Below are 25,143 nucleotides of genomic sequence, written 5' to 3' on the forward strand. Positions count from 1 at the left end.
CTGAGTGGTTCCTGTGAATTCAGTTGATTCCGGCGATGTAGACGAACCGTTCGGCGATCACTCCGACGGCCACGACGAAGGTCGGGATGGCGATGATCAGCAGCCACCGCCGTGCCCGTGGCGCCCGTCTCGGCCCGTTGAGCCGGATGACCTCGTACCCGAACAGGGCCGCCCACGTCACGGCCAGCGCCGCGATGCCGACCGGCGTCCACGGCGAGCTCGGGTCGCCACGCCCCTTGTACGGCTGCGGATCGGGGGTCTCCGTCCCCCTGACGAACTTCTTCCAGGTGTAGAGCGCCGCGTCCTCGTTGGAGTAGACCCTCTTCAGGTCGGGCGAGGCGTCCAGCGCGGCCCGGAACCTCTCTCCCCAGCCCTCCGGGAAGCCCTCGTTGAGCTGCAGGTAGCTGACCTGCCCCCGGCTGACCACCAGATAGGTGTTGCGCGGGCTCTCCGGCCCCGGCTTCAGCCGCTGGACCGCGTCGGCGATGTTCGTCGGGTCCTTGTGCACCTGTGCCTGGCCGCCGAAGTTGACCAGCTCGATGTCCTTCTCGCCCCACGGCAGCGTCGGAGTCACCTCCGGGCCCACCTTCGGCACCAGGTAGACCACCCGGGCGCTCGGCTTGTCGTGCTCGTACACGTAGTGCATGGCGGCGACCTCGCCCGAGGTAACCCGCTCGAACTTCTCGTTGCCGTAGCGGGCGACCAGGAAGGCCATCGCGAACACGACCGCGAAGCAGGCCGCCAGCACCAGCGACACCTTCTTGGTCAGCTCCGGGTTGAAGCGGATGTTGCGCCTGCGCAGAGGTACGGTCTCCTCCCGCACGTCGGCGCTGTCCGCCGGCAGGTTCGGGAAGAACGCGTACGCCGCCAGCAGGCAGGCGCCAGGCAGCGCGAACATGTAGATCCGCAGGCCGATCTCGCCGCCGTAACTCTGCAGCCCCAGCGCCAGCACCGGCACGCACAGCAGGATCAGCGCGGCCCTGTCGAACACCCCGCGCCGCAGCCGCCTGAACAGGCCCACGGCCGCCAGGGAGAGGATCACCACGAGGATGCCCAGCCGCGCCTGCAGCACCATCGCGTGCAGCGCGTCACTGCCCTCGATGCGGTCACCGGTGTTGCGCTGCAGGTTGGTCAGCACCCTGCCCAGACCGCCGAAGATCGCGTCGATCTGGCCGGCCCAGAAGCCGACGGCCTGGTAGCTGATCCACGTCAGCACCACCAGGCCGAGGAAGAACGGCAGCGCCCACGTCAGCGAGGTGCGCTTGAAGATCAGGAACGCCGTCAGCACCCCGAGCATCATGAACGGTGTGATCTGGTGCGAGGCCGTCGACGCGATGAACAGGGTGACCAGCAGCATCAGCATGAGCAGCTTGTCGGCCCGGTACATGCCGGTGTTGGCGAGCTCACCCGGCGTCATCGCGTCCAGGCGGCCCAGCAGCTTGCGCAACCCCTTCTTCGCGATCGGCCTGACACGCGGCTCGACCCGGCCGAACCAGCGCAACAGGATCGCCACGAACGCCAGATACAACGCGAACGTGAACCCCTGCGGCGAGAAGTAGTCCTGGCCGATCCACTGCACCAGTACGAACAGCAGCGCCGCGTACCAGCGGGCCCGCGTGGTGGCCACCACCTGGCGCAGGATCAGCACGAACGGCAGCAGGTAGAGCAGGTTGGACAGCAGCGGGGTCCAGTTGAGAATCGGCGTCAGGTCCGTGATTCCCGCGGCCTTCGTCACGAACGCGAACAGCGCGAAGAAGCCCGGCCAGCCCATGCGGGCGTCGATGCTGATCGCCGTCTCGCCGGTCCTGGCGATGAACTCCACGAATCCGGCGTGGATGTACGCCGTCGGGAACCTGGGCTCCGCGGCCACCAGCGCGCCGGCGCCGTGCAGCGCGAACGTGATGGCGGCGATCTGGAACAGCAGCAGGAACTTGCGGTCGGTGCTCTGCGCCACCGTGACGAAGAACGACACGAGCATGATCAGGATCGCGGCGAACGCGCTCACCGGCAGCGCCGAGATCAGGCCCAGGCCGTTGATGGCGGCCGGATCCACCCCGCGCAGCGGCCCCGGGCTCACCTTGAGCGCCAGGACGTACATGGCCAGGCCTTCGAGCACCAGCAGCAGAGGCAGCCACCTGGGCGCGCTCGCGATCAGCGCCGCGACCCGCCCCACCTGCGTCCGCCCCCCGGCCTCCGGCGACGACGCGCCTGATCCGGACGGCGACGCGCTTGGGGCGGACGGCGAGGTGGATGGGCTGGAAGGCGTGGCGGTTGGCGCGGTGGTTGGGGCGGACGGCGGCGTGGTTGGGGCGGAGGGGGTCGCGCCAGGGGCCTTCGACGGGGCGGTGGCGGCCTTGGAAGCCGTGTTCTGTCCCGCATCCGCCGTGTTCGCCTGAAGCGGCCCGCCGGACTGCGCGGCCTTGGCGGACCCCTGGGGGGCCGCGGTTCCCTGCGGCGATGCGGTTCCCTGCGGGGATGCGGCCCGTTGCGGCGATGCCGTTCCCTGCGGAGGCGTGGTTCCCGTCGGGGACGCGGTGGGCGCCGGCCGTGGTGGCGTGCCTGTCTTCGGGGTTCCTGTGGCACTCTGCGGCGCGGTGCTCGTCTCGGACTGCTCCGGGGCGGTGAGTCGCCTTCCGTCTGTCTGGGGCGCCTCTGGCGTGGCATCAGGGCGCTTGCCCGGCTGCGTGGATCCGGCACCCGGCCGCGTGGGGTCGCCGGCGGCCTTCGGGGTCGGCTGGGTGCCCTTGGTGTCTGGGCCGCCCTTGGTGTCTGGGCCGCCCTTGGTGTCTGGGCCGCCCTTGGGTTCCGGGGCGGCCGACGGGGGCTTGGACGCCGGATCGCCGGAGGGCTTCCGCGGTGCTTGAGTCCCGTCCTCTGCCGGGGCGGCCTTGGAGGCGTTGGCCGGCGACGGCGAGGAGGGCACGGCGCCGGACGTCTCCTCGGCCTTCGGCGGGCCGCCGATGTGCACCGTCGAAGGCGCGGGGATGCGGAAGGTCATCGTGGCGTTCGCGTCCTCGGACGCCTCGGACGCCTCGGATGTCTCTGCCGCCTCGGATGCCACTGCGGGCTCGGATGCCACTGCGGGCTCGGCGGGATCCGTGGTCTCGGCGGGGTCCGTGGTCTCGGGGTCGTCCTCCGGCGAGTCGGGGTCCGAGGAGCCCGCAGCCGGGGCGTCCTTGGCGGACCCGAGGTCCAGCCGGGGGATGATCCCCGTCGCCTCCGGATCGAAAGGCACCTCTGACTCCTCTCCCGCGTCCCCCCGTACGCCGGAAGAGCCGGTGATCCCCGCTGTCATACCATCGCCGTCCCGTTGCCTCACGTTGACCATCATGCGGCCCCGTGCGACCCCTGAGCGACGCTGGGCTGCCGTGTTTCGCCGTATTTGAGAATTTTACGTAGCTTTCCGAAGATCAAAAGTGCGACCAGAGTCTCGCTGAGAAGCATTCCGTATCCGACCGCGTTCACGTTCGCGAACGGGAAGAGGACCGCGATCGACGCCAGCACGAGCGCCGCCAGCCCGATCTGGACGAACGCGAGCGCGCGGGCCTCGCTCCGGGCCCGCAGCGCGCTCAGATAGATCTCGATCAGCACCCTGGGCAGCACGGCCAGCGCCATCAGCCGCAGCAGCATGGTTCCCTCTTCAGCGAACTTGGCGCCGAAGATGTGCAGGATGAACGGCGCCACGACGACCGTCACCACGATGATCGGCACGATGATCAGCAGCGCCCGTCTCAGCGCGTTGCGGCAGTTGGCGGCGAGCTTCGACGGGTCGAAGGAGCCCTCGACGGTCAGCGACACGGCCATGTTCATCGCCAGCAGCTCGATCATGCAGCCGAGCGTGTGCGCCATCGAGAAGCGCCCGAACGTGGCCTCTCCCACCTGCATGGCGACGACCACGGGCACCAGGTAGACGATCGCCAGGACCGACAGGGTGCCGGGGAAGTCGCCGGCCAGGAACCTGCCGACCTCGCGCAGCCCCGGCGGGTTCTGGCCGGTGCCGGCGGTCTGCCTGACGTGCCGGGGCACCACGAAGCCGAAGATCAGCCAGTTGATCGGGATCAGCGCGATCGCGGTCGGCACCATCCAGGAGACGAAGATCCCGCCGTCGGGCAGCGAGCCCGCCAGGGCTACCAGCAGGCCCATCTTGACCAGGCCGAAGACCACGCTGTTGAGCGGCACCCAGGTCGCCTGGCGCAGCCCGGTCAGCGCCACGTCCTGCAACGTGAAGACCGCCCAGACCATCACCGCGGCGAGGAAGAACAGGCTGGGCCCGAACCCGGCCAGCACCGAGTACGTCTCGCCCCACAGCGGCAGGGTCAGCAGGAAGCCGACCGCCGCGGCCCCGCCGGTGGCGGCGGCTATGCCGTACCCGCGCAGGATCAGCCCCGGCGTCCGGCGGCCGGCCACCGGCAGGAAGCGGGCCAGCGCGCCCACGAGCCCGAGCGCGGTCAGCGACGCGAACAGGCGCATCAAAGTGATCAGCGCCTGCCCGCGGCCGAACTCCTCCTCGGAGAAGTAGTGGGCCGCGAGCAGCCAGTAGCCCATGCCGAGCACGGCGGTGATGCCCGTGTTGGCCATCAGCGCGTAGCCGTTCCTGAACAACGGATTGCGGAGGTCGCGTAGCAACCTCCGCCGAAGATCAGACATTTCCGCGAACCCGTTGCAACCCGTAACGTGTTCGCCTGACGACGGCGTAGCCCTTGGTCAGGATGCGTTCGCGCAGGTAGATGAGGGGCACGCCGCTGCCTTCGACCGCGCGCCTGAACATGTTGATGGTGGTGTGCCTGGCGACAGTCAGCCGCGGGATGGCGAGCATGTCGTGCCGGTCGGCGGCGATCGTGTTGTTGACGGCGCAGGCGGCGAAGTAGCCCGCCTTGCGCACCTCTCGCCGTACGCGGGCGCTGGAGTAGCCGTACGGGTAGGCCATGGTGGCGACCGGCGTGCCGAGCGTGTCCTCCAGCAGGCCCTTGTTGCGGCGCAGCTCCTGGCGCAGCTCCTCGGTGCGGAGCTGGTCGAGCTGCGGGTGGCTGTGGCTGTGCCCGCCGATCTCGATCCCGGTCTCGGCGGCCTCGCGGGCCTGGCTCCAGGACAGCATGTCGTCCAGTGCCCTGCCCGCGGCGTCCTTGCCCGCGTCGGACACCCAGCCGCTGGTCAGGAAGACCGTGGCGGGGAAGGCGCGCCGCTCCAGCAGCGGCAGCGCCTGGCTGTGGAAGTCGGCGTAGCCGTCGTCGAAGGTCAGCACGACCGGCTTGTCGGGCATGGACCTGCCGTTGTTCTTGTTCAGCGAGGCGACCAGGTCGCCCAGCGTCAGCGGCGTGAAGCCGCTCTCGGCCAGGTAGGCGAGCTGCTCGGCCAGGTCGGACGGCCGCACGGAGTGCGGCTTGGTCTCCTCGTTCGGCTTGTCGGTGACCGAGTGGTACATCAGGATCGGAATCCGGATCATGACCGCACCACCTTCAGACGGATCGAGCCCACCAGGTAACCCCAGGCCGTCCAGGCCAGTCCGACGACGATCGCGCCGGCCCGGCCGAGGCCGCCGAGGTCGCCCCTGAGCGCCTCGCCGAGCCCGCGCAGCGCGCCGAGGGGCAGCGTCTTGAGCGCGTGCGCGCGCTCGCTGGACAGCCCGTCCTGGGTGCCGACCTCCTGCGTGACCAGAGCCTTCGACAGCCCTTCGGCGTAGCAGCGGGAGCGGAAGTAGCCGAACGTCTCGCGCTGCCTGGACACCTTGTGCCCGATGAGCGCCCGCGGCTCGAACAGCATGACCGAGCCTGGCTTGCGCTGGCTCAGCCTGATGCAGAACTCGGTCTCCTCGCAGCCCAGCGGCCTGCTCTTGCGGCCCTGCACGCTGCGGCCGATGCCGCTGTGGAACCCGCCCACCTCGGACACCACCTCGCGCACGAAGGCCGCGTTGCCGCCCATGACATTGCGGATCGGCGCCTTCACCGCGGGCATGCCCCGGTAGGTGCAGCCGACCGTCCAGTCGAACTCGTACGGGAACCAGCCCGGCCTGCGGTCCGACGCCCAGATCGGCTCGGTGCGACCGCCCACGCCGACGACCCCGGGGTCCTGGAAGCCCTCCTCCAAAGCCTCCAGCCAGCCGGGGTCGGCGACCGCGTCGTCGTCGAGGAACGCGACGATGTCACCGGTGGCCGTGGCCACGCCGGTGTTCTTGCCGCCGGACAGTCCCTGCTCGTGCGTGTTCTCCACGACGATCGCGCGCGGGTACGCGTTCTTGAGCTTCAGGTGCAGGTCCGGGTTGTAGTCGACGACCAGGATCAGCTCGTACGGCCGGCGCCTCTGGTGCTCGACCGACTCCACGGCTTGCCTGATGTCCTCCCACCGGTCCTCGGTGTAGACGCAGATGACAACAGACGTGTTCACGACGATTCCTTTGAGCGGCTTGGGCGGCCTATGCGACACCCCGGTCGGCGGCCGGCGCGGTGGCCGGCTCCGGGCGCGGGGGAGCGGGCTGGCGGCGCCGCTCGCGCAGGATGGTCTTGAGCACTCTCAGGCCGTCGCGCACCACGTGCAGGTTGCTCTCGCCGTGGATGCGGTTGCGCTCGTGGCTCGGCACCTCGTGCACCTTCAGGCCGGCCTTGGCGGCGCGGATGTTCAGCAGGGTCTCCACCTCGAAGCCGTCGCAGTCGAGGTTGAGCACATCGAGGTGGCGGGCCCAGAAGGCGTTGTAGCCATAGCAAAGGTCGGTGTACTGGGTGCCGTACATCACGTTGACGATGCCGGTGAGCACGCGGTTGCCGAAGCGGCGGTTGAACGTCAGGTCGTCGCTGCCGCCACCGGCGGCGTAGCGCGAGCCCTTGACGAAGTCGGCGCCAGTGACCAGCGCGCCCACGAACGAGATGATCTCGTGGCCGTCGGTCGAGCCGTCGGCGTCGATCATCACGATGATGTCGCCTGTGGACGCGGCGAAACCGGCGGCCAGGGCGTCGCCCTTGCCCTTCCCGGTCTGCGTGACAATCTTCACGTTCGGCCGCAGCCGGCGGGCCACGGCGACCGTGTCGTCGACGGAGTTGCCGTCCACGAGCACGATCTCGTCGATCCACTGCGGCAAGGTGGCGAACACGTGGGGGAGGTTCTCGGCCTCGTTCATGGCGGGCACCACGACGGTCACCGTCGGCGAAATGGCCAGGTGCGGAGTGAGTGGCGTGAAACGCTCGATAGGCGGCATAGAACGCAAGGGCTTGATCAGCGCCTTGCCGTTCGGCTTGGTGATCTCGGGACTCATGGCGACGTAAATCCTTCCGAGACCCTCAGACGCGCCGCGATGTCAACGACTCCCGGGTGCTGCGGGAATGGCTGATGAGGCGAGCGGTGCATCTGCGGGTCCTGAGGTGAGGGTTGTGCTGGTGCTGTGGTGCTGAAGCTGTGGTGCCGGGGGCGGAAGCGCTCTAGCGCGCTCCCGTGGGTTCCTTTGCGACTGCGTTGTCCTGCTGGATGGAGCTGCGCACCCGACCGAAGCCCTTCAGGACTCGATCGGCCGCCCTATAAAGAGACGGTCGGTCCATGACAATTGTTCGGGCCTTGTTGAAGGGAGTTCTGCCCATCCAGTGCACCGCCGCGGCGGCGGACGGCCTGGAGACGCGCCCCTCGGCGACGTACAGGACCCCGCTCTTGAGCCAGTCCTTGTACTCCTTGCCGCCCTTGCCCATGTCGACCATGTGCAGACCGCTCGCGGCGGCCGCCTCGGCCATCTGCATGTGGTGGACGATGCCGGGGGAGTACTTGCCGAACTCGGTGTCGTAGGCGGGGAACCAGCCCACGAGGGTCGTCGCGGTGCTCAGGCCGAAATGGCCGGCGACCGGGACCTCACCCGAGTAGAGCATGGTTAACACGCCGGAGAAGTCGGGCGACCGCTCGGCGTGCATCATGTCGATCAGCTCGACGATCCACGGCTGCGCGAACCTGTCGACCCGGCCGGTCCGCCGATACTGGTCCGACTTCCAGGTCAGCAGCGTGCGCAGCACCTCGGGATCCGCCGAGGCCCACTCGAAGCGGAGCTCGCCCTGCTCCCTGCCGAGCTTGCGCTCCTTGTAGCGCACGGTCTTCAGGTTCTTGGGGGAGTTGGTCCTGACCTGCTCGAGCCAGGCGTCGTAGCCGGCGGTGAAGTCCATGACCGGTGCCGGGCGGACGTCGCTCTCGAAGGGGGCGAACGTCGGCTGGCCGGCGACGAGGTGGTCGAAGTCGAACACGGTGAGCTTGCAGGCCCGCAGCAGCGCACGCACGTCGACCGTCAGGTCGGGGACCGCGATCAGACCGTGACACGTGGTGAGGAAGCCGCCGAGCGGCTTGCCGATGCCGAAGCTGTGGCGTTCGTACGGGAAGAAGCCGACGATGCCGCTTTCGTCTTGGATGACGGCGACTCTTACGTAGTCGCGCAGCCGATCCATCGCGACGGCGAACTCGACTGACAGGAACGGGTTGTCCAGGCTCGGATCCGCCTTCTGGAGCTCCCGCCATCGGGCTCGCTCGGAATCACCGAGCTCTCCCGGGCGGACGACGCTGATCTTCACCTGGCCCTGGCCCCCTGTTCGGTCTGCATGCTCTTCCCCCGGTACAACACGCGAAGCACGTACATGAAACCTCCGAGCACGGCGACCGTCGCCACGCCGGCCCGGGGCGACCACGCGTTGAACAGGAGCATGGCCTGGGCGAGCAGCACGTTGATGACGAGGCTTGCTGCGGCTCCTACTGATAGTGCTGCAAGCGGATCACGATCACGCAACAGTCCTACGACCGCCGCCCCGGGTACCACGAGCAGGAACAGGGAGATCAGCAGGGGTCGCAGCGGCGTGTCGATGTCGAACAGCGCGACCACCGCTCCCGCGATGCAGGCGAGCGCGAGCAGCCACGTGAGCGCTCTGCGGTGCTTGAGCATCTACTGTCTCTCTCCCGGTTTCCCACTGGTAAAGCGCGATCGATCTATTCATGGGATCAATCCGTGCGCGTGCACGTCAACGCCGACGCTTGGCGACCCAGTCAGGTTTACCGGCAGATGAGATTTTCCATGTGGCGTACAACACATGGAAAAGACGGTCCGGTCCCCGACGTGCTCCCCAAGCACACCAGGATGCCCTATTTGTAACAGGGGCAGCGACCCAGGGCCCGATATATCACTCTTTGTCACGTAAATGAGGTCTTGGCGGAGGATCTATGAACGCACGGCGATCCGTTGGCCGTCAGTGGCCGCCGTCCGATCCCTGTACGGGCTCGGCCTCGGTGTTGTCGACCGACGCGGTCTCCGACGGACCGGTGGGCGTCTCGGTCGGCTCGGCGCTCGGCACCGCATCGTCGGACGGCGCAGTCGACGGGCGCGGGTCCTGACCGCGCCAGGAGAGCGAGCAGCTCGTGCTCCCGCCGTTGGAGCTGAACGAGACCGTGCCGCTGCCGGCGGTGCCGGGATCGTCCACCGTCACCCAGACCACCACCGAGCCGCCGGCCTTGATCGAGCCGGTCGCCGGGGACACACCCAGGCCGCTCGACGTGCCGGCGCTCCAGGTGACGGTGGCATTGCGAGCCTGCAGCCCGACCTTGGCCGCGTTCTCCACCCCGGACGGGCAGGCCGCCGAGAGCCGGGCGGCGGGCACCGCCCGCCTGCGGGTCGGCGTGGGCACGGCCGGCGGCCGGGTGGTGGCGACGGCGACGGCCGGCCTCCTGCTCGGCGCCGCCGTGGCCGGCTCGCTGTCCGAGGGCGTGGGCGTGTCGGCGGGCTCGGTGCCGGTCTCCGGCTCCGGGCTCTGCGGGGCGTAGTCCTCATCCTCGGTCGGGGTGGAGCTGGGCGCCACGCGCAGCGAGGTCCTGGCGCCCTCCTGCGAGTTCAGCACGACCATCACGCCCGTCGCGGCGAGCAGGCACGCGCCGGCCAGCACCACCGGAGCGAGCCTGCGCCGCCCGCGCCGCCGCGAGCGGCGCGGATGGGCGACAGGGAAGCCCATGCGGTCGAAGCCGTCACCTCGGTCGGTGATCAGCGTCCGAGTCTGGTCGAGCCCCGGGGCGACGCAGGTCTCGACCACCCTGCCGCGCAGCCCGAGCGGCGGGACCGGCACGGGGATCATGTCGAGCAGCCGCCCGGCCGACACCTGCCCGCGCCGCCGCTCGGTGCACACCTCGCAGCCGCCGATGTGGCCCGACAGCCGGCGGCGCAGCAGCGGGGTCAGCGGCCCCTCCCAGGAGTCCACCATCGCCGACAGGTCCGGGCAGTGCGCCCGGCCCGTCCTCGCCAGCACCACGGCCGCGGCGGCGATCTCCAGCTGGTCGCGTGCCCGGCCCAGCCGGCCGGCGGCCTGCCGCGAGGTCAGCCCCAGCACCGAGCCCACCTCCGCCGGCGTCAGCCCGTGGCGCAGCGACAGCTCGAGCACCTCGCGCTCGCTCCTGCTCAGCTCCCCCAGCGTCTCGCGCACCAGAGCGGCGAGCTCCGGATCCGCATCGTCCTCGATCACGGGCGGCGGCGTCCTGTCCTCGGCGCGGTGTCCCAGCCGCGCCACCGCCTGGAACCTGGTCAGCGCATACAGCCAGGCCCGCAGCCTGCCGCCGTCCTTCAACCGGTCGGCGCAGCCATGGGCGGTGACCAGGGCGTCGTGCACGGCGTCGGCCGAGCTGTCCCGATCTCCGAGCAGCGAGTCGGCGTAGTCGTACAGCCGCTCGCCGTACGCGCGGTACAGCCTGTCGGGAGTCCCCGTTTCGGCGCGGCGCAGGGCAGCCACGAACTCCTGGTCGTCGGCGCGCTCGACAGTCGGCCATCCAGGCACGAAATCCCTCCCCGCAGGTCGCAGGACGTCCCCACCGCGGTTAGGACGCCGCCTGCGTGAGGCGGGTTGGCCTGCGAGCACGGGTCATGCCGAACAGGCATCGACCAGGTAAAACTGGGTCAGATGTGACGCCTGAATCAGCCGTCGCAGTTGGGGGTGCAGAGGCGCCGCTCCATGCCCTGCAGGAAGAAGTCACGTACCTCGAGCGGGTCCTTGGCGATGTAGGCCTCGCCGCCGGTGGCCTGGGCCACCGCGTCCATCTGCCGCTTGCCCTTCTGGGCCTCGGGGCCGAACGCGATGAGCAGGATGCTGACCGGCCGTTCGGGCTTGTAGGTCTTCTTGAGGAACGTCAGGATCTGCGCGTTGGTGACGCCACCGTCGGGGTCGTCGTTGCCGGCGCCGTCGGTCAGGATCAGCAGCGTGTTGATCTTGTCGCGCTGGTAGCTCTTGGTCATCTCCGTGTAGGCGGCCTTGAGCGTGTCGTTCAGGCCGGTGTCGCCCGTGGTCTTGGCCTGGACCGTGGACAGCTGCCTGGCCAGCGCGTCCTTGCGCAGCACGCCGTCGATGCTCTCGGTGAGCGGGCCGACGGAGACGACCTCCTTCCAGTCCTTGCCCTGGCCGTCGAGATGCGTGGAGAACATCCACACGCCCATCTCGGAGTCCGCGGGGAACAGCCCGAGGCCCTCGGTGGCGATCTTGCTGATGGCCTGCATGCGGGTCAGGTTCGTGCCGGGGACGGGCAGCGCCATCGTGCCCGAGACGTCCAGCAGGGTGAGCAGCCGGGTGCCGAGGTTCAGCCTGGTCCAGGTCTGGGTCATGGTGGCCACGGTCTTGACGTCGGGGACGGGCAGCGCCTTCGGGGCGCCGGGAGTGAAGCCCTTGGCCTCCGTCAAGGCCTCGCCCGCCTTGCCGTCGGGGCCGCGGAACCCCTGGCCGCGCAGCACCTTCTGCGCGGACTCCTTGCCGAGCTCCTGCTGGAAGTCGGCGGCGGCCTTCTGCACCGCCGGGTCTTTGCTGACGACCGTGACGGGGTAGTCCAGGCTCAGCGTGCCCTCGTTCGGGTAGAGCGCCACGACCGGCGTGTCCGGCTTTTTCGCATTGTGGGCGTGGATCGCCTGCTCGGACGTGACGCCGAGCGGGACCTTGCTGCCGCCCTTCACGGTGAGGCTGGCCAGCAGCGCGGCCGGGTCGGAGACGAGCTGCCCTGACAGCTCCTTGAGCGCGCCGACCAGAGCCTTGTCCTGCCCCGACGCCTTGGCGGTGCCGGCCGCGGCCAGGAGCGCGGTGAGCCCCGCCGAGTTCTTCTGCGGGTCGAGGGCGAGCACGCGGACCTTCTTGCCGGGACCGTCCACGTTCGCCACGTTGGCCGCCGCCACCATGCTCGACCAGCTCGGCTTGAGGCTGCCCTCCAGCTTGGCCGCTGCGGACTTGGCGGTCGCCAGTACGACGGGCGAGGAGGCGATCGAGCCGGACGGCTCGGGCAGGGAGACCGCGCCGGAGGGGTGGTTGCGGACCCGGTTCACGACCAGGCTGGAGTCGGCCACCCAGACGTCCGCCGCGAACTTGCCGGCGGCCAGCGCGTTCTCGGTCCGCGTCGCGGACTCCTTGGCCACCGCCACCTCGACGCACTTGGTGTCGATCGAGTGCAGGGCCTTGTTGTACGTCCCCGCGATCTTGTTGAGCGCCGGCTGGATGTCGGGGGTCGCCACGACCTGGAGCGGAAGCTTGCCACCGGAGCAGTCATGCTCCCGATTGAAGATCACGAATGCGGCCACACCGAGCAGTACGGCGAGGGCCACGGCTCCCGCGAGGGGGACGAGCACCCGGCCGCGTCCGCCGCGTGACCGCCTGCGGGGGGATGGCTCCTGGGCTTGGTAGCCGCCATCGAGCTCGTCTGTGCGGTGTCGCCCCACGATGTCCTCTTGGTGTGATCTTGGTGACGTTGAGACCTTCCGGAGACCCTAGTGGGAGATACTCCGCGATACTCGGGGAACGATACTCGGTGCGCTTGCTGTGGCAAAACAGCCCTTTTGGTGCGGTGATGACCCTCTGTTACGGTCAATGGCAGCATCCGTGACCACGCCAGGCGCGCACGCCTTCCCGCACCGAGACCACGGCGAGCGCCAGCGCCATCGCGGGATCCACCCACCACCACCCGATCGTGTTGAGCCACAGCCCGGCGAGCACCCCGGCCGCCATCGCGCCGCACATCAGATTCTGGGTGCCCTCCCCGGCCGTCGCCCCGGACGCCAGCCGCACCGCGAGCCGCCGCTTCACCACCCCGAGGACGGGCATGGTGAACAGGCTGAACGCGGTCACCACGATGCCGAGCAAGGTCGGCTCCGCCCGGTGACCCGCATCCAGATCGTGCCCCACATGGATGATCAGGTAGGGGGCGAGCAGCCAGAAGCTCACCGCGATCGCCCGCCGCGCCCGGTGCTCCGCGCCCGCCGACAGCGTGCGCGCCCCGGTGAAGCGCCACAGCACGATCAGGCTCGCCGCCGCCTCGACCAGGGCCGCGAGCCCCCAGCCGATCAATGCCACGGAGTGCGCGGAGAAGCCCGCCAGCAGCCCGAGCGAGCTCTCCACGGCCAGCCACACCAGGGTGACCACGGACAGGGACCGCGCCAGGCGGGCAGCCCTGATCCAGTCGGCCGACGCGGCCGGATGCGCATGAACTCGCTGGTCAGGCACCTTGAACCTCCGCATTCCCGGCCCCCGGCCGTCGACAGCGATACGTACCGTACCCATTACTTATCGTGACCTTAGAGGCTGGCAGCAAAGAATTTCCCCGCATCGTGGGTAGTGTTGAACGATCATCACGGGGAGAAGCGGGGGCCGATGCCGTTCACGCCCAGTCACATCGCTGCGGTGCTGCCACTGATGTCCTCGCCGCGGGTGCGCAGGTTCGCCGACCCGTGGGCGCTGGCCATCGGCGCCATGGTGCCCGACCTGCCGATCTTCCTGCCGTTCCTGCCCGACTACAGCGACTGGCACTCCTGGCAGGGCGTGGTGACCGTGGACCTGGCGGCGGTGCTGATCCTGCTCGCCCTGTTCCACGGCGTCTTCCGCGACCCGCTGCTCTCCCTGCTCCCGCCCGCGCTCGCCGGCCGTGCTGCCACCCTGATGCCCGCCTGGGGCCACCTCGCGCGCACGTTCCCGGCCGTCGTCGCGGGCGCCCTGATCGGTGCGGCCAGTCACGTGCTGTGGGACTCCTTCACCCACTCCACCGCCGCCGCGGAGTGGGGCCACTGGCTGGGGGCGACGGTCTTCGGCGTGCTGCCCGTCTTCCGGCTGCTGCAGTACCTCTCCTCGGCGGTGGGCCTGGCGATCGTCGTCCGGTGGGCCTGGGGCGGCCTGACCGCCATGGCCCCCGCCCCGGTGCCCGAGCGTCTCCGGACCTCCGCCCGCCTGCGCCGCACCGTGCTCGCGTGCGGCTCGGCCGGCATCGTCGCGGGCGCGTTCCTCTGGCCCCTGGTCGACGAGCCGAACCCGGCCTTCGGGGTGGCCAGCGTGATCACCAAGGTGGGCGCGGGCACGGTCGTCGGCCTGTGCCTGGTGCTCACCTGCTACGCGGCGGTCTGGCAGGTCAGGCGGCTCATGGCAGTATCGGAAGGTGCTTGAACACGTAACGGACGCCGCCGATCCCCGGCTCGCCGACTACACCAGGCTGCGGGACGTCGAGCTGCGCAAGAGCCTCGAAGCCGAGCGGGGCCTGTTCGTGGCCGAAGGCGAGAAGGTGATCAGGCGCGCGATCGCGGGGGGATACCCGATCCGCTCGGTCCTGACCACCCGCCGCTGGCTCGACTCCCTCGCCGACGTCCTCGGATCGGCCACCGTCTACGTGGTCGACGACGAGACCATGACCGGAGTCGCCGGCTTCCAGGTCCACCGCGGAGCGCTGGCCTCGATGGAACGCCTGCCGCTCCCCTCCACCGAGACCGTGCTCGACCCCGCCGCGCGCGTGGTGGTCCTGGAGGACATCGTGGACCACGCCAACGTCGGCGCGATCTTCAGATGCGCCGCCGCGCTGGGCGTGGACGGGATCATCCTGTCGCCCCGCTGCGCCGACCCGCTCTACCGCCGGGCGGTGAAGGTCTCCATGGGAGCCGTCTTCTCGATCCCGTACGCGCGGATGGACAACTGGTACACCGGCCTGGGCGAGTTGCGCGGGGCGGGCTTCCAGGCGCTGGCTCTCACGCCCGACCAGTCCGCCACCCCGCTGGACAGGGTCAAGCTGGCCGACCGGGTGGCGCTGCTGCTCGGCTCGGAGGGGGACGGGCTGTCGTCGCGGTGGCTGCACGAGGCCGACGAGCCGGTGTGCATCCCGATGAGCGCGGCGGCCATGGCGGCGGGCGTGGACTCGCTCAACGTGGTGGCCGCGGCCGCGATCGCCTGCCACGGGCTGATGCGATCAACGGACGCGCCATAGCGAGGATCCGCGCATCACGCTTAACACCTAAAAGCAGGCGAAATACGAATAAATTAAAACTACTGGCCTATCCCGTAAAATGCCAAGGTTATCGGATCGTTACTACTTGTCATGAGCTGGTGCCTCGACTCTGCCTACATTCCTTTTACTCCCAAGGAAAGGGTGGGCCAATGGCGCTCAACCACTCAGTGGTGCAGGTCCGGGTCGGCGACGGAATACTGTGGGTCGGCGGCGAGGCCTATCCACTACGAAATATCTCTCATGTCGGGCAGCGAATACTGGAGGTGAATAAAGGAGCCGCCTGGAAGAGGTTCGTCATCCGTTCGCTGATCTGGCTGGTCGTCGGCGGAATCCTGGCGCAGCTCCTCGACATCGTCGGGGTTCTCCTCCTGATCGCCGTGCAGGCGCTGCTGGTCTGGCAACTCGTCTCGGTGCTCAGCAGGCCGGCGGTGTACGGCCTGGTCGTCAACACGTCCGGCACGCAGCGCGACGCCGTCTGGAGCACGGCGAGGAGCGAGATCGGCTACCTGGTCAGCGAGGTCGCCAAGGCGATAGGCCGGCCCGACTCCGCCCAGCTGGTGTTCAACGTCGCGCACGCCGTCCAGGGCGATCTCATCCAGCAGTACGGGGCGGGGAGCATCGGCAAGCAGCACCACTCCGGCTTCGGGGACAACGTGGTGGGCGGATGACCGGCGGCGACCACATTGTCCAGTACGGGCGCGGAAGCATCGGTAAGGCGCAGCACACCGGGTCCGGCGATATCGTGACCGGCGGTAAGTCGGTCGCCGGTCCGGAGTCGCGGTCGGCCGCGTTTGACAATGTGCTCCAGGCGATCGACGCCCTGAGGCGGCATCTGGATGAGACGGAGCGGGCCGAAGTCGATTCGGCGGTTCGGCGCCTGGACTCCGAGGGCACCGTCTCGGAGCTCAAGGAGCCGCTCGGTAAGATCGCGGGAATCGCGGCTCTCCTGGGAGAGGTCGGAGTGCCGGTAATCAATGCGATAAAGGAGCTTCTCAGCTGCTTTTCAAGCTCATAGGTCGCTTTGGCTGACCCCGGGTGGCCGCCGTGCGGGGTGTGAGGGTTGGCCTCGGCTGCTGGGATTCCCCTTCGTCGGATCGGGTAGAGCATGTCGTCTGCCGGACACCATCGTGGGGAGATGCAATGAAACCTGTAGAGAAATCCGTATCGCTGGGAATGAGCCTGCTCAGCGCCGCGCTGGCCGCCGCGCTGTTCAAGCGGGCGTGGAAGATGGCGTCCGGCCAGGACGACGCGCCGGACGCCGAGGACCTCGACCGCGGCTGGACGGAGATCCTCCTCGCCGCCGCACTGCAGGGAGCCCTCTTCGGCCTGGTCAAGGCGGCCGTGCATCGCGCCGGCGCGCAGACCTTCCGGCGCAGGACGATCGAGAGCCGGGCGAAGGGCTGACCGGCTTCCTCCTGTGATCGGCGCGGTTCGGGGCTCGTGAGAACCCGGCGAAGCACGGAAACGCCGCCGAAACCGGCCCGTCGGAAAGCTTGCGATCGTGAGCTTTCCGGCCGGGCGCGGGGCGTCCAGGATCGTGGCGGCGGGATGCGCCCTGCTGCTGACGGCGTCCGTCCTGGCCCAGGACGCGGTGCCCCCGCAGGCCAAGGCCGAGGTGAGTGCGATGATTCCCGCCACCCCCCAGCGACCCGGGACGACGGCGAAGAGCACCTCGCCCTCGTTCTCCAAGGCGGAGCGCCGGAAGCTGAGCCGGGCGCTGGACCGCTACCTGTCCGGCGAGCCGGGGCGCCTGTCAGTGGCCGTCCGGGACCTGGCCACCGGCCTGGGCTTCTCCTACAACACCCGGCTGCGTCCCGCGACCGCCAGCGTCGTCAAGGTGAACATCGTCGTCGCGCTCCTGCTCCAGGTCCAGCGCCGGCGTCGCGCCCTCACCTCCGGGGAGAGACGCCTGGCGGCGCGAGCCGTCAAGGTCAGCGACAACGACGCCGCGAGCACGCTGTGGAACACCATCGGGGGCGCCTCCGGCCTGGCCGCCGCCAACAGGAGACTCGGCCTGCGCAGCACCCGGCCCGGCCCGGCGGGAGCCTGGGGCGCGACCACCACCAGCGCCGCCGACCAGGTCCGGCTGCTCAGGGCGCTCACCTCCACCGAGGGGCCGCTCACCGGCGAACACCGCCGCTACGTGCTGCGCCTGATGAGAGCCGTGGCACCGGAGCAGGCCTGGGGGGTCAGCGCCGCCGCCCGCGAGGGCTCGCAGGTCGCGCTCAAGAACGGCTGGCTGCCCCGGCCCGTCGACGGCGGCCTGTGGACGGTCAACAGCATCGGCCGGGTGCGCTCCGGCGACCACGACCACCTGATCGCCGTGGTGTCGGACCGGCACACCTCGATGCGCCAGGGGATCGAGGCCGTGGAGCGAGTCGCGAAAACCGTGACCGCGGCCCTCTCCGCCGCGTCGGACGTCTGACGGTCAGGCCGCCGGCACCGGCACCCTGCTCCCGGTGCGGGCCGACTCCAGGGCCGCCGTGACCATGGCCAGGCTGCGGAGGTTGTCGTGGCACTCGCCCTGCGGCGGGCTGCCCGTGCGCAGTCCGGCGACGAACTCCGCCAGCCCCTCGGCGAGACCGGTGAAGCGGCGCCGCCCGGGGTGCGGGTCCGGCTCGGGCTCGCCGGGCTTGAGCGACTCCCCGCGCGCGGCGCCCACCGTGATGGCGGCCTCGCCGTCCCACAGGGCGGTGCCGCGGCTGCCTGAGGCCCGCCAGCTCCCCGTCCAGGAGGACGGCAGGCCGGGGGCGGACCAGCTCCCGGTGAACGTGTAGCGAAGGCCGCCGGTCATCTCGAAGATCGCCACGGCCGAGCAGGCACCCGGATACCAGGTCCACGGCGGGCGGAACGACTCGCAGTAGACGGCGACCGGATCGGCGCCCGAAACGGCCCTGGCCGCGTCGAACAGGTGGATCGCCATGTCCTGCAGCAGCGGATGCTCCAGGGTGGACAGGAAGTCGGCCCCCCGGTACGGCATGAGGAACTCCGACGCCAGCATGCCCAGCGCGCCGAGGTCGGCCACGGTCCTGCGGTAGGCCACCAGTGCCGGCATGTAGCGGCGGTTCTGGTTGACCATGAACAGCCGCCGGGCCCGGTCCGCGGCGGCGACCATGCCGCGGGCCTCGTCGAGCGAGACGGCCATCGGCTTCTCGCTGAGCACCGACACCCCCCGCTCCAGGGCGGCGACGGTCACCTCGTAGTGGGCGTCGGGGACGGTGCAGTTGACGACGAAGTCCGGCTCCTCGCCGTCCAGCAGGGAGGTCAGCGAAGGACCGGTGGGTAAGCCCGCCAGCCCCAGCTTGGCGGCGGAGGCGCGGGCACGCTCCGGCTCCACGTCCACCCAGCCCACGAGCCGGGTGGCGGGGTTGGCGAGCAGCTCGGGGGCCCACTGCCCGCCGATGAATCCGGCTCCGACCACCACGCCGCGGAGCGGGCGGTCCTCGTCGACGGTGTCGAAGGTCAAGAGATCTCCTACCACTGGACGGGGGTGTGCGCGTTGCGAAGCGGCTCGCCGACAGGCCCGGCCGGAGCGGCCCACAGCACGGCGTTGGCCAGGACGCGGCGTACATCGGGGTTGTGGTAGACGGGGTAATTCTGGTCGCCGGGGCTGAAGTAGAAGACGCTGCCCATTCCCCGGCGGTAGCAGCAGCCACTGCGGAACACCTCGCCGCCGCTGAAGGAGCTGACGAAGACGAGCTCGTCGGGCTGGGGGATGCCGAACGGCTCGCCGTACGTCTCCTGCTCGCCGATGATCAGGGGGTGCGGCACGCCATGGGAGATGGGATGCCCGGGCGCCACCGTCCAGACGAGCTCCCGCTCGCCCGCGTCGCGCCAGTTGAGGCTGCACGTGGTGCCCATCAGGCTGCGGAAGATCTTCGAGTAGTGGCCGGAGTGCAGCACCAGCAGGCCCATGCCGCCGAGCACGCGCTGCCTCACCCTCTCCACGACCTCGTCGGCCACATCCTCGTGGGCCATGTGCCCCCACCAGGTCAGCACGTCGGTCTCGGCGAGCTCCTTGTCCGACAGGCCGTGCTCGGGGTCCTCCAGCACCGCGGTGCGCACCCGGACGCGCTCGCCCAGGTGCTCGGCCAGGCCGGCCGCGATCGCGCCGTGAATGCCGTCGGGGTAGCGCCGGCGCACCTCCGGCTCGCGCGGCTCGTGGTAGTTCTCGCTCCAGACAGTGACCTTGATCGGCATGTGCTCCCCTTCTGGAGGGCCCCGCGGCCCCTCCCGATCCCCCCTGGGCTTACCCAGTCAGAGCGCCCACTCCATCGCGGCGGCGGGGACGAACGACGAGACCAGGTCGACCGGCCTGCCCGTCTCGTAGGACTGGCGGACGGCGCAGAGGATCTCCACCACGTGCGCGGCCTGTTCCCCGGTGGCCCGGTGCGGCCGCTCCTCGCGGATCGCCGCCGCGAGGTCCCGCACGGGCCTGCCCCACTCCACGCCCCGGTACGCCTCCCGCACCGGCGGCACCGGCCGGAGCGGCTCGCGGAATGCGCCGATCTCCAGGTCGGAGTCGAAGTCGTGCCAGCTGTGCAGGAGCAGCGATCCGCCGTCGCCGTGGAACTCCAGCCCGTGCTGATGGGTGTTGTGCCCGTCGACGTAGAAGTCGCAGGTCAGCCGGAGCAGCACGCCGCCGTCGAACTCGACGCTGGCGACGACGTAGTCGGGGGTGGTGATGGTGAACGGCCGGCCGTCGAGCCGTTCGCGGTGAGGCTGCACGACCGAGGCGAACGCGGTCGCGCGCCGGGCCGGGCCGAGCGCGGCGGTGGCCATCGTCAGGGGGTAGACGCCCACGTCGAACAGCGGCCCCACCTCGTAGAAGCCGACCGGGTCCGGGTGCCAGACCTCGATCCGGCCCCAGTTCACTTCCCCGTAGACGAGTCTGACCTTGCCGATGGCGTCGTCGCGGAGCAGCTTCAGCGCGGTCTGCTGGGCCTCGCCGAGGAAGGTCGCGGGGGCGCCGCCGAGCCGCAGCCCCCGCTTGTCGGCCAGCTCGACCAGTTCGGCCGCCTCCGCGTGCGTCAGGGCGAGCGGCTTCTCGCTGTGGACGTGCTTGCCCGCCTCCAGGCAGCGGCGGATGACCTCGTAATGGGCGCGGTGCGCCGTCAGGTTCACCGCGATGTCGACGCCCGGGTCGGCCAGGAGCTCCTCAAGGGAGCCGTAGGCGCGCACGCCGTGCGTGGCGGCCAGCGCCTCGGCCCGCGCGCCGTCCACATCCTGTACGCCGAGCAGGTCGATCTCCGGATAGCCGGCGAGCTGGCGGGCGTAGGCCTGGGCGATGTTGCCGCAGCCGACGACGGCCACGCCGGTGGTCTCGGAAGTCACGATGGCGTCCCTTTCTGCGGAGGTCAGGCGGCCAGCCACTGGCGCAGCAGCTCGCGGGACTTCAGGACCTCGGGGACCGGATCGCGGTCCTCCGGCTCGTGCTCGATGCTGATCGTGCCCTCGTAGCCGATGCGCCGCAGCGCCTCCACGCACCGCCGAACCGGGACGCAGCCCTCGCCGAGCGCCACCGTGTCGTGCCCGCCGGGCGCCGCCACGTCCTTGAGATGCACGTGCTTGAGCCGGTCGGCCACGGCCTCGATCGCGTCGGCGGCGTCGTAGCCGTGCGTGCCGAACCAGCCGGTGTCCAGGGCGGCGCCGATCCGGCCGCCGGCCGCGCCGCCCATCGCCTCCAGATACTCCTCCGGGGTGCGTTCGGGATGGTTCTCGACGCCGAGCACCAGGTCGTACTCTTCCAGCGCGGCCACCACCCCGTCCCGGTCGGTGGCCAGCACGGGCGCCATGCCGCCGATGACCGGCGCGCCGACCGCGCGCGCGATCCGGCACAGGCCGCGGAAGTAGTCCAGATCCGCCCCGGCGGACCCGGCCACGCTCGGCACGGTGAGCTCGTGCTCGGCGAGCAGCCCGGCGGCGATCCGGAGATGCTCGTCGCTCGCCCACCGCGGGTTCAGGTGGGCGGTCCAGACGTCCATCGAGCTGAACCCCAGGTCCTCGACCTCCGAGACGATCTGTCCGAACCGCTCGGCGAACCCGTCCAGCGGCGCGAACCGCTCGTTCGTGACCCGGTCGGCCTCACCCCAGCCGGCCGCGGGCATGCGGTAACCGGTCTCTCTGGTGACGTAGTTGGCTCCCATGAACGCAATCGTGTTCACACGTCTCCCCGCATAACTGCACATTTCGGAGTATTTCAGTGAAACTACGGCGCACGCACCATGAGGTCAATGGATGGCTATGGGTGATTTTCCTGCCCCTCGCGCCACTTGACGGGCCACGATCGGACACCTAAGGGGGCCGGCTGACGGATTTTCACTGAAATTTCAGTGCGTTACCTCGAAGAGCCGGTCCAGTTGGTGCCGAAGGACGGCCATGGCGTCCTCGGCGCTGCGCTGCCCGGCCAGCACCCCCGCGCCCAGCCCGGCGCACATCGCCAGCAGCGCGGCCGACTCCAGGCGCGGGTCGGTGCCCGGCCGCCCGTGGGCGAGCTGCTCGGCGACGAACGACTCCATCGCGTCAGGCGCCGCCAGGAACGGATGGGCGGCGAGCGCGGGATCGGTCACCGCGAGCATCGCGTACGACGTGTAGACCAGGTGGTGGAGACGGCTTGCGGGATCCGTGGGAAGCGCCTCGGCCAGGATGGTCTCGACCAGCTCGCGGGGCCCTGCGACGCCCGACACCCGCTGCACGACCCGGTCCCGCATCAGCTCCGCCAGGCGCTGCAGCGCGAAGGACATGAGCTGCTCTTTGGTGTCGAAGTAGTGCTGCACCAGATGGAGTGACACGCCCGCCTCGGCGGCCACCGCCCGCATCGTCGCTGCATGCAGCCCGCGCTCGCCCGCCACCCGCAGCAGGGCGTCGGCGATGTCGCGCCGGCGCCACTCACGGTCTGTGCCGCGGGCCATGCGGAGCTCCTTGTCGGCCGGTGAAAGAATTGGTACAACTGTACCCTATACAGGTGTACCAGGAGGATGTGTGAGCGCACGCCACACCGGCATCGGCCGGTTCACCAGTGAAAAGGCCAGACAGGCGTTCCAGGACGCCTACGAGCGGGCCATGGCCCTCTGGCCGGATGACCGCGAGGCGCTGGACATCGGCACCTCCTACGGCACCACCCGGGTCTATCGCCACGGCGCGGGACCGGGCCGCCCGATCGTCCTGCTGCACGGCCACGGCGGAAACGCCTCCAACTGGTACGGCCTGGTCTCCGGGCTCGGACTGCACAGCCCCGTCTACGCGATCGACACCGTCCATGACCCCGGCGGCAGCGTGCAGACGTCCCCGCTCCCCGACCCCGCCGTCTGGCTGGAGGAGGTGCTCGCCGGTCTCGACCTCGACGACGTCCACCTGGTCGGCCACTCCTATGGCGGCTGGCTCGCTCTCGGCCTGGCCGTCCGCGGCAGCGGCAGGCTGTCGGCTCTGACCCTGCTCGACCCGGGAGGGCTGGAGAAGGTGCCGGCGAGGTTCCTGCTGGGCCTGGTCGCGGCCCTCTTCGCGATGCGGGCGCCGCCGTCGTGGAAGCCCCGGCTGGCGCGCCTGCTCGCCGACGCGGCGTTGGTCGAACGACCGGAGATCATGGCCCCGGTCATGGTCGGCGTGTGGGCGTTCCGGTCGGACCGTACGCCTACCAGGCCGTACACCGACGAGGAGCTGCGGCGGGTCACCGTGCCCACGCAGGTGATCCTCGGCGGTCGCAGCAGGATGCTGCGTCCCGCCCGCGCGCTCGCCCGAGCCCGGTTGATGGGCTCGCTCCGCCGGGCGGTGATCGTGCCGGGGGTCGGGCACGGCGTTCCGCAGGAGGTCCCCGAGCTGGTTTGCGAGCGCATCACGGGCTTCGGCGGCCTCCGGCTGGAGGAGACGCCATGACCACGAGAGCGCTGGTGCTGGGCGGCGGCGGGGCGCTGGGCATCGCCTGGGAGACGGGAGTGCTGGCCGGACTGGCCGAGCACGGTGTCGACCTGCGCGACGCGGACCTGGTCGTCGGCACCTCCGCGGGCGCCGTCGTCGCCGCGCAGCTCACCGCGGGACTCGACCTGGAAGAGCTGTACGCGGCCCAGCTGTCTCCGGTGGACGGTGAAGCGGCACCCAAGACGTCACCGTTCGCCCTGTTCGGCCTGGTGTGGAGGCTGACCAGGGCCAGGGACGCCAGGGATTTCGGCGTCCGGATGGGCCGCTACGCGCTCGCCGCCGATACGGGGCCGGAGAGCGAGCGGCGGGAGTGGCTCGCCGGCGTCCTTTCCGGCGTCTCGCATGCTCGACCCCGCTCGCCGGGCCCCGGCCGCGGCGAACGGCAGGGCCAGGGCCGTCGAGGTGGCCGCCGCCGTAGCCGAGGTGTGGCGCGGCTGAGGTCGTACCGTGACGGCGGGGCGAGGCCGATCGGCCCGTGGGGGAGCGGCGGCCCGAGCCGTCAGCCGAGGGTGATCTGGTCGCCGACGTAGTTCAGGAGCCGCTCGGCCGTGCTGAAGCGGCGCTCGTTCTGGTCGTTCAGCAGCACCCCGACCACCTGCCTGCCGCCTCGCTCGCCGGCGAACAGCAGGCAGAAGCCCGCCGCCCGGGTGTAGCCGGTCTTGACGCCCAGCACGCCGTCGGCGCTCGTCAAGAGCTTGTTGGAATTGCGCCAGGTGTGGGAACGGTGCACGGCGGTCTTGGGCACCGTGTGCACCTGGCGGCCGACGACCGTTCTGAACGTGGGGTCGGCCAGTGCCCGCTGGGCCAGCTTGGCCTGGTCGACGGCGGTGGAGTAGCCGCCGTTGGACGGCGCGGGCAGGCCGTCGGCGTTGGTGTAGCGGGTGTCGGCCAGGCCGAGCGACCTGGCGGTGGCGTTCATCTTGCGGACGAAGCCCGCCTTGCCCGGGCCGTACGTGCGGGCCAGGGCGTTGGCCGCGTCGGCGCCGGAAGGCAGCATCAGGCCGTAGAGCAGGTCCCTCACGGTGAGCCGCTCGCCCGCCTTGAGCGACGCCGTGGTGGCGCCGTTGCGCACGGCGTGGCGGACGTCCGCGGCGGTGACCTTGACCGTGTCGCCGAGTTCCGCCTCGCGCAGCACGACGTAGGCGGTCATCACTTTGACCAGGCTGGCGACCGGAACGCGGGCGGTCTCACGCTTGTCGAAGTGGACCGTTCCCGCCGAGTCGATCACGTAGGCCGTCCTGGCGCCCACCGCGGGCGCGTCCGCGTCCGCCGCCGTCGCGGGCGCGGCCGAGGAAACCCCCACGACCAGGGCTAGGAGGGCAGAGCTGATGAAACCGGCAATACGCATGCCGAACATGGTGGCATCCAAACAACCAGGCGTTCGGCGAACATGACGTTCAGAGAGGAAAACAACACCTTAGGAGCCGTAAAACATCGAGAAAGCCGACAAAACGGACGTCGTGTGAAGGTGGTGGCCGCGTCAAGCGGCGACGGCCTCCCGCTGCCGCTTCCTCCTGCGCCGGATGGCGAGCGTGACGGCGCCCGCGACGACCACGACCGCCACCGCCCCGGCCGTGACCGGCGACCGTACGGCGAGCTGCAGCCAGCCCCACAGGCCGAACCACCACAGGGGCGCCCAGGTCAGGCAGCCGAGCGCGCTGGCCACGACGTACCACGGGTAGGACACGCGCAGCGCCCCCGCCACCCATGGCAGCGTGTGCCTCAGCATCGGCACCCAGAAGCAGCCGTAGACGGCGAACGCGCCCCACTTCTCGACGACCCGCTCGACCTTCTGGATTCGCTCCCTGCCGAGCTTGACGCCCATCCGCGACTCGTACATCTTCTCGCCGAGCTTGCGGCCGACCCAGTAGTAGACCTGGAACGCTCCGAAGAGGGCCAGGATCAGGATCGCGCCCACCAGCCAGTAGGGCAGGCCCAGCAGGAAGGGGTCGGCCGGCGCGGGGACGGCGAGCGCGAGATGCCACATGTGCCGACTCCCCCCACCGAATCCGT

25 protein-coding genes are annotated in these 25,143 nt (G+C 70.2%); 8 read left to right on the forward strand and 17 right to left on the reverse strand.

Annotation, left to right across the window (positions count from 1 at the left end; translation table 11 throughout):
* Positions 1-19 precede the first annotated feature (19 nt).
* The 10 genes from V5E28_RS10260 to V5E28_RS10305 all read right to left on the reverse strand — a co-directional run bounded on the left by V5E28_RS10260 (position 20) and on the right by V5E28_RS10305 (position 13,457).
* Positions 20-3,235, reverse strand: a complete 3,216-nt coding sequence (locus tag V5E28_RS10260; RefSeq protein WP_336206210.1) for a hypothetical protein — start codon at positions 3,233-3,235, stop codon at positions 20-22.
* Between the two features lie 92 nt (positions 3,236-3,327).
* Positions 3,328-4,647 (reverse strand): lipopolysaccharide biosynthesis protein, encoded by a 1,320-nt coding sequence (locus V5E28_RS10265; RefSeq protein WP_336206212.1) that lies wholly within the window; start codon positions 4,645-4,647, stop codon positions 3,328-3,330.
* Positions 4,640-5,443 (reverse strand): polysaccharide deacetylase family protein, encoded by an 804-nt coding sequence (locus tag V5E28_RS10270; RefSeq protein ID WP_336206214.1) that lies wholly within the window; start codon positions 5,441-5,443, stop codon positions 4,640-4,642. The genes V5E28_RS10265 and V5E28_RS10270 overlap by 8 nt, the downstream gene beginning before the upstream one ends.
* The gene (locus tag V5E28_RS10275; RefSeq protein ID WP_336206215.1) at positions 5,440-6,381 is read right to left on the reverse strand and encodes a glycosyltransferase; all 942 of its coding nucleotides are present in this window, start codon (positions 6,379-6,381) and stop codon (positions 5,440-5,442) included. The genes V5E28_RS10270 and V5E28_RS10275 overlap by 4 nt, the downstream gene beginning before the upstream one ends.
* Positions 6,382-6,409: 28 nt before the next feature.
* Complete coding sequence (locus V5E28_RS10280) at positions 6,410-7,243, reverse strand: glycosyltransferase family 2 protein (protein ID WP_336206217.1); 834 nt, start codon at positions 7,241-7,243, stop codon at positions 6,410-6,412.
* 163 nt (positions 7,244-7,406) lie between these two features.
* Positions 7,407-8,528 carry a GNAT family N-acetyltransferase gene (locus V5E28_RS10285; RefSeq protein WP_336206219.1) on the reverse strand — a complete coding sequence of 374 codons (1,122 nt, stop codon included), beginning with the start codon at positions 8,526-8,528 and terminating at the stop codon, positions 7,407-7,409.
* The gene (locus tag V5E28_RS10290; RefSeq protein WP_336206222.1) at positions 8,525-8,893 is read right to left on the reverse strand and encodes a hypothetical protein; all 369 of its coding nucleotides are present in this window, start codon (positions 8,891-8,893) and stop codon (positions 8,525-8,527) included. The genes V5E28_RS10285 and V5E28_RS10290 overlap by 4 nt, the downstream gene beginning before the upstream one ends.
* Positions 8,894-9,194: 301 nt before the next feature.
* Entirely contained in the window at positions 9,195-10,763 is a 1,569-nt protein-coding gene (locus V5E28_RS10295) for a sigma factor (RefSeq protein ID WP_336206223.1), read from the reverse strand.
* Between the two features lie 137 nt (positions 10,764-10,900).
* Positions 10,901-12,472, reverse strand: a complete 1,572-nt coding sequence (locus tag V5E28_RS10300) for a substrate-binding domain-containing protein (protein ID WP_336206225.1) — start codon at positions 12,470-12,472, stop codon at positions 10,901-10,903.
* A 349-nt stretch (positions 12,473-12,821) separates the two neighbouring features.
* Positions 12,822-13,457, reverse strand: a complete 636-nt coding sequence (locus V5E28_RS10305) for a hypothetical protein (RefSeq protein ID WP_336206227.1) — start codon at positions 13,455-13,457, stop codon at positions 12,822-12,824.
* Positions 13,458-13,571: 114 nt separating this feature from the next.
* Here V5E28_RS10305 and V5E28_RS10310 point away from each other — a divergent pair, with 114 nt between their 5' ends.
* The 6 genes from V5E28_RS10310 to V5E28_RS10335 all read left to right on the forward strand — a co-directional run bounded on the left by V5E28_RS10310 (position 13,572) and on the right by V5E28_RS10335 (position 17,641).
* Positions 13,572-14,387, forward strand: a complete 816-nt coding sequence (locus V5E28_RS10310) for a DUF4184 family protein (protein WP_336206228.1) — start codon at positions 13,572-13,574, stop codon at positions 14,385-14,387.
* Positions 14,380-15,195: a TrmH family RNA methyltransferase gene (locus V5E28_RS10315; protein WP_336206231.1), complete on the forward strand. Its 816-nt coding sequence runs from the start codon at positions 14,380-14,382 to the stop codon at positions 15,193-15,195. The genes V5E28_RS10310 and V5E28_RS10315 overlap by 8 nt, the downstream gene beginning before the upstream one ends.
* Before the next feature lie 170 nt (positions 15,196-15,365).
* Positions 15,366-15,884 (forward strand): DUF6232 family protein, encoded by a 519-nt coding sequence (locus V5E28_RS10320; protein ID WP_336206233.1) that lies wholly within the window; start codon positions 15,366-15,368, stop codon positions 15,882-15,884.
* Complete coding sequence (locus V5E28_RS10325) at positions 15,881-16,231, forward strand: hypothetical protein (RefSeq protein ID WP_336206235.1); 351 nt, start codon at positions 15,881-15,883, stop codon at positions 16,229-16,231. The genes V5E28_RS10320 and V5E28_RS10325 overlap by 4 nt, the downstream gene beginning before the upstream one ends.
* Before the next feature lie 125 nt (positions 16,232-16,356).
* Positions 16,357-16,620, forward strand: a complete 264-nt coding sequence (locus tag V5E28_RS10330) for a DUF4235 domain-containing protein (RefSeq protein WP_336206236.1) — start codon at positions 16,357-16,359, stop codon at positions 16,618-16,620.
* A 97-nt stretch (positions 16,621-16,717) separates the two neighbouring features.
* Positions 16,718-17,641, forward strand: coding sequence for a serine hydrolase (locus V5E28_RS10335; protein ID WP_336206238.1), 924 nt, complete (start codon positions 16,718-16,720; stop codon positions 17,639-17,641).
* Positions 17,642-17,644: 3 nt separating this feature from the next.
* Here the strand turns inward: V5E28_RS10335 and V5E28_RS10340 are convergent, their stop codons facing one another.
* The 5 genes from V5E28_RS10340 to V5E28_RS10360 form a co-directional block, all read right to left on the reverse strand.
* Positions 17,645-18,682, reverse strand: coding sequence for a Gfo/Idh/MocA family protein (locus V5E28_RS10340; protein ID WP_336206240.1), 1,038 nt, complete (start codon positions 18,680-18,682; stop codon positions 17,645-17,647).
* An 8-nt stretch (positions 18,683-18,690) separates the two neighbouring features.
* Positions 18,691-19,416 carry a ThuA domain-containing protein gene (locus V5E28_RS10345; protein ID WP_336206242.1) on the reverse strand — a complete coding sequence of 242 codons (726 nt, stop codon included), beginning with the start codon at positions 19,414-19,416 and terminating at the stop codon, positions 18,691-18,693.
* Positions 19,417-19,473: 57 nt separating this feature from the next.
* Positions 19,474-20,550, reverse strand: coding sequence for a Gfo/Idh/MocA family protein (locus V5E28_RS10350; protein ID WP_336206243.1), 1,077 nt, complete (start codon positions 20,548-20,550; stop codon positions 19,474-19,476).
* 23 nt (positions 20,551-20,573) lie between these two features.
* Positions 20,574-21,362, reverse strand: coding sequence for a sugar phosphate isomerase/epimerase family protein (locus V5E28_RS10355; protein WP_336206244.1), 789 nt, complete (start codon positions 21,360-21,362; stop codon positions 20,574-20,576).
* 183 nt (positions 21,363-21,545) lie between these two features.
* Positions 21,546-22,127: a TetR/AcrR family transcriptional regulator gene (locus tag V5E28_RS10360; protein WP_336206246.1), complete on the reverse strand. Its 582-nt coding sequence runs from the start codon at positions 22,125-22,127 to the stop codon at positions 21,546-21,548.
* Positions 22,128-22,197: 70 nt separating this feature from the next.
* On the opposite strand from V5E28_RS10360, the gene V5E28_RS10365 reads away from it, so the two are divergent.
* The gene (locus V5E28_RS10365; protein WP_336206247.1) at positions 22,198-23,088 is read left to right on the forward strand and encodes an alpha/beta fold hydrolase; all 891 of its coding nucleotides are present in this window, start codon (positions 22,198-22,200) and stop codon (positions 23,086-23,088) included.
* Positions 23,085-23,660 (forward strand): patatin-like phospholipase family protein, encoded by a 576-nt coding sequence (locus tag V5E28_RS10370; RefSeq protein WP_336206248.1) that lies wholly within the window; start codon positions 23,085-23,087, stop codon positions 23,658-23,660. The genes V5E28_RS10365 and V5E28_RS10370 overlap by 4 nt, the downstream gene beginning before the upstream one ends.
* Here V5E28_RS10370 and V5E28_RS10375 read toward each other — a convergent pair.
* Positions 23,630-24,478: a D-alanyl-D-alanine carboxypeptidase family protein gene (locus V5E28_RS10375; RefSeq protein WP_336206249.1), complete on the reverse strand. Its 849-nt coding sequence runs from the start codon at positions 24,476-24,478 to the stop codon at positions 23,630-23,632. The two genes, V5E28_RS10370 and V5E28_RS10375, sit on opposite strands and share 31 nt — an antisense overlap.
* 132 nt (positions 24,479-24,610) lie before the next feature.
* On the reverse strand, positions 24,611-25,117 hold the full coding sequence (locus V5E28_RS10380; protein WP_336206251.1) for a DedA family protein: 507 nt from the start codon (positions 25,115-25,117) through the stop codon (positions 24,611-24,613).
* Positions 25,118-25,143: the final 26 nt, after the last annotated feature.

The organism is Nonomuraea sp. LPB2021202275-12-8, from assembly GCF_037044575.1.
Classification (GTDB): Bacteria; Actinomycetota; Actinomycetes; order Streptosporangiales; family Streptosporangiaceae; genus Nonomuraea.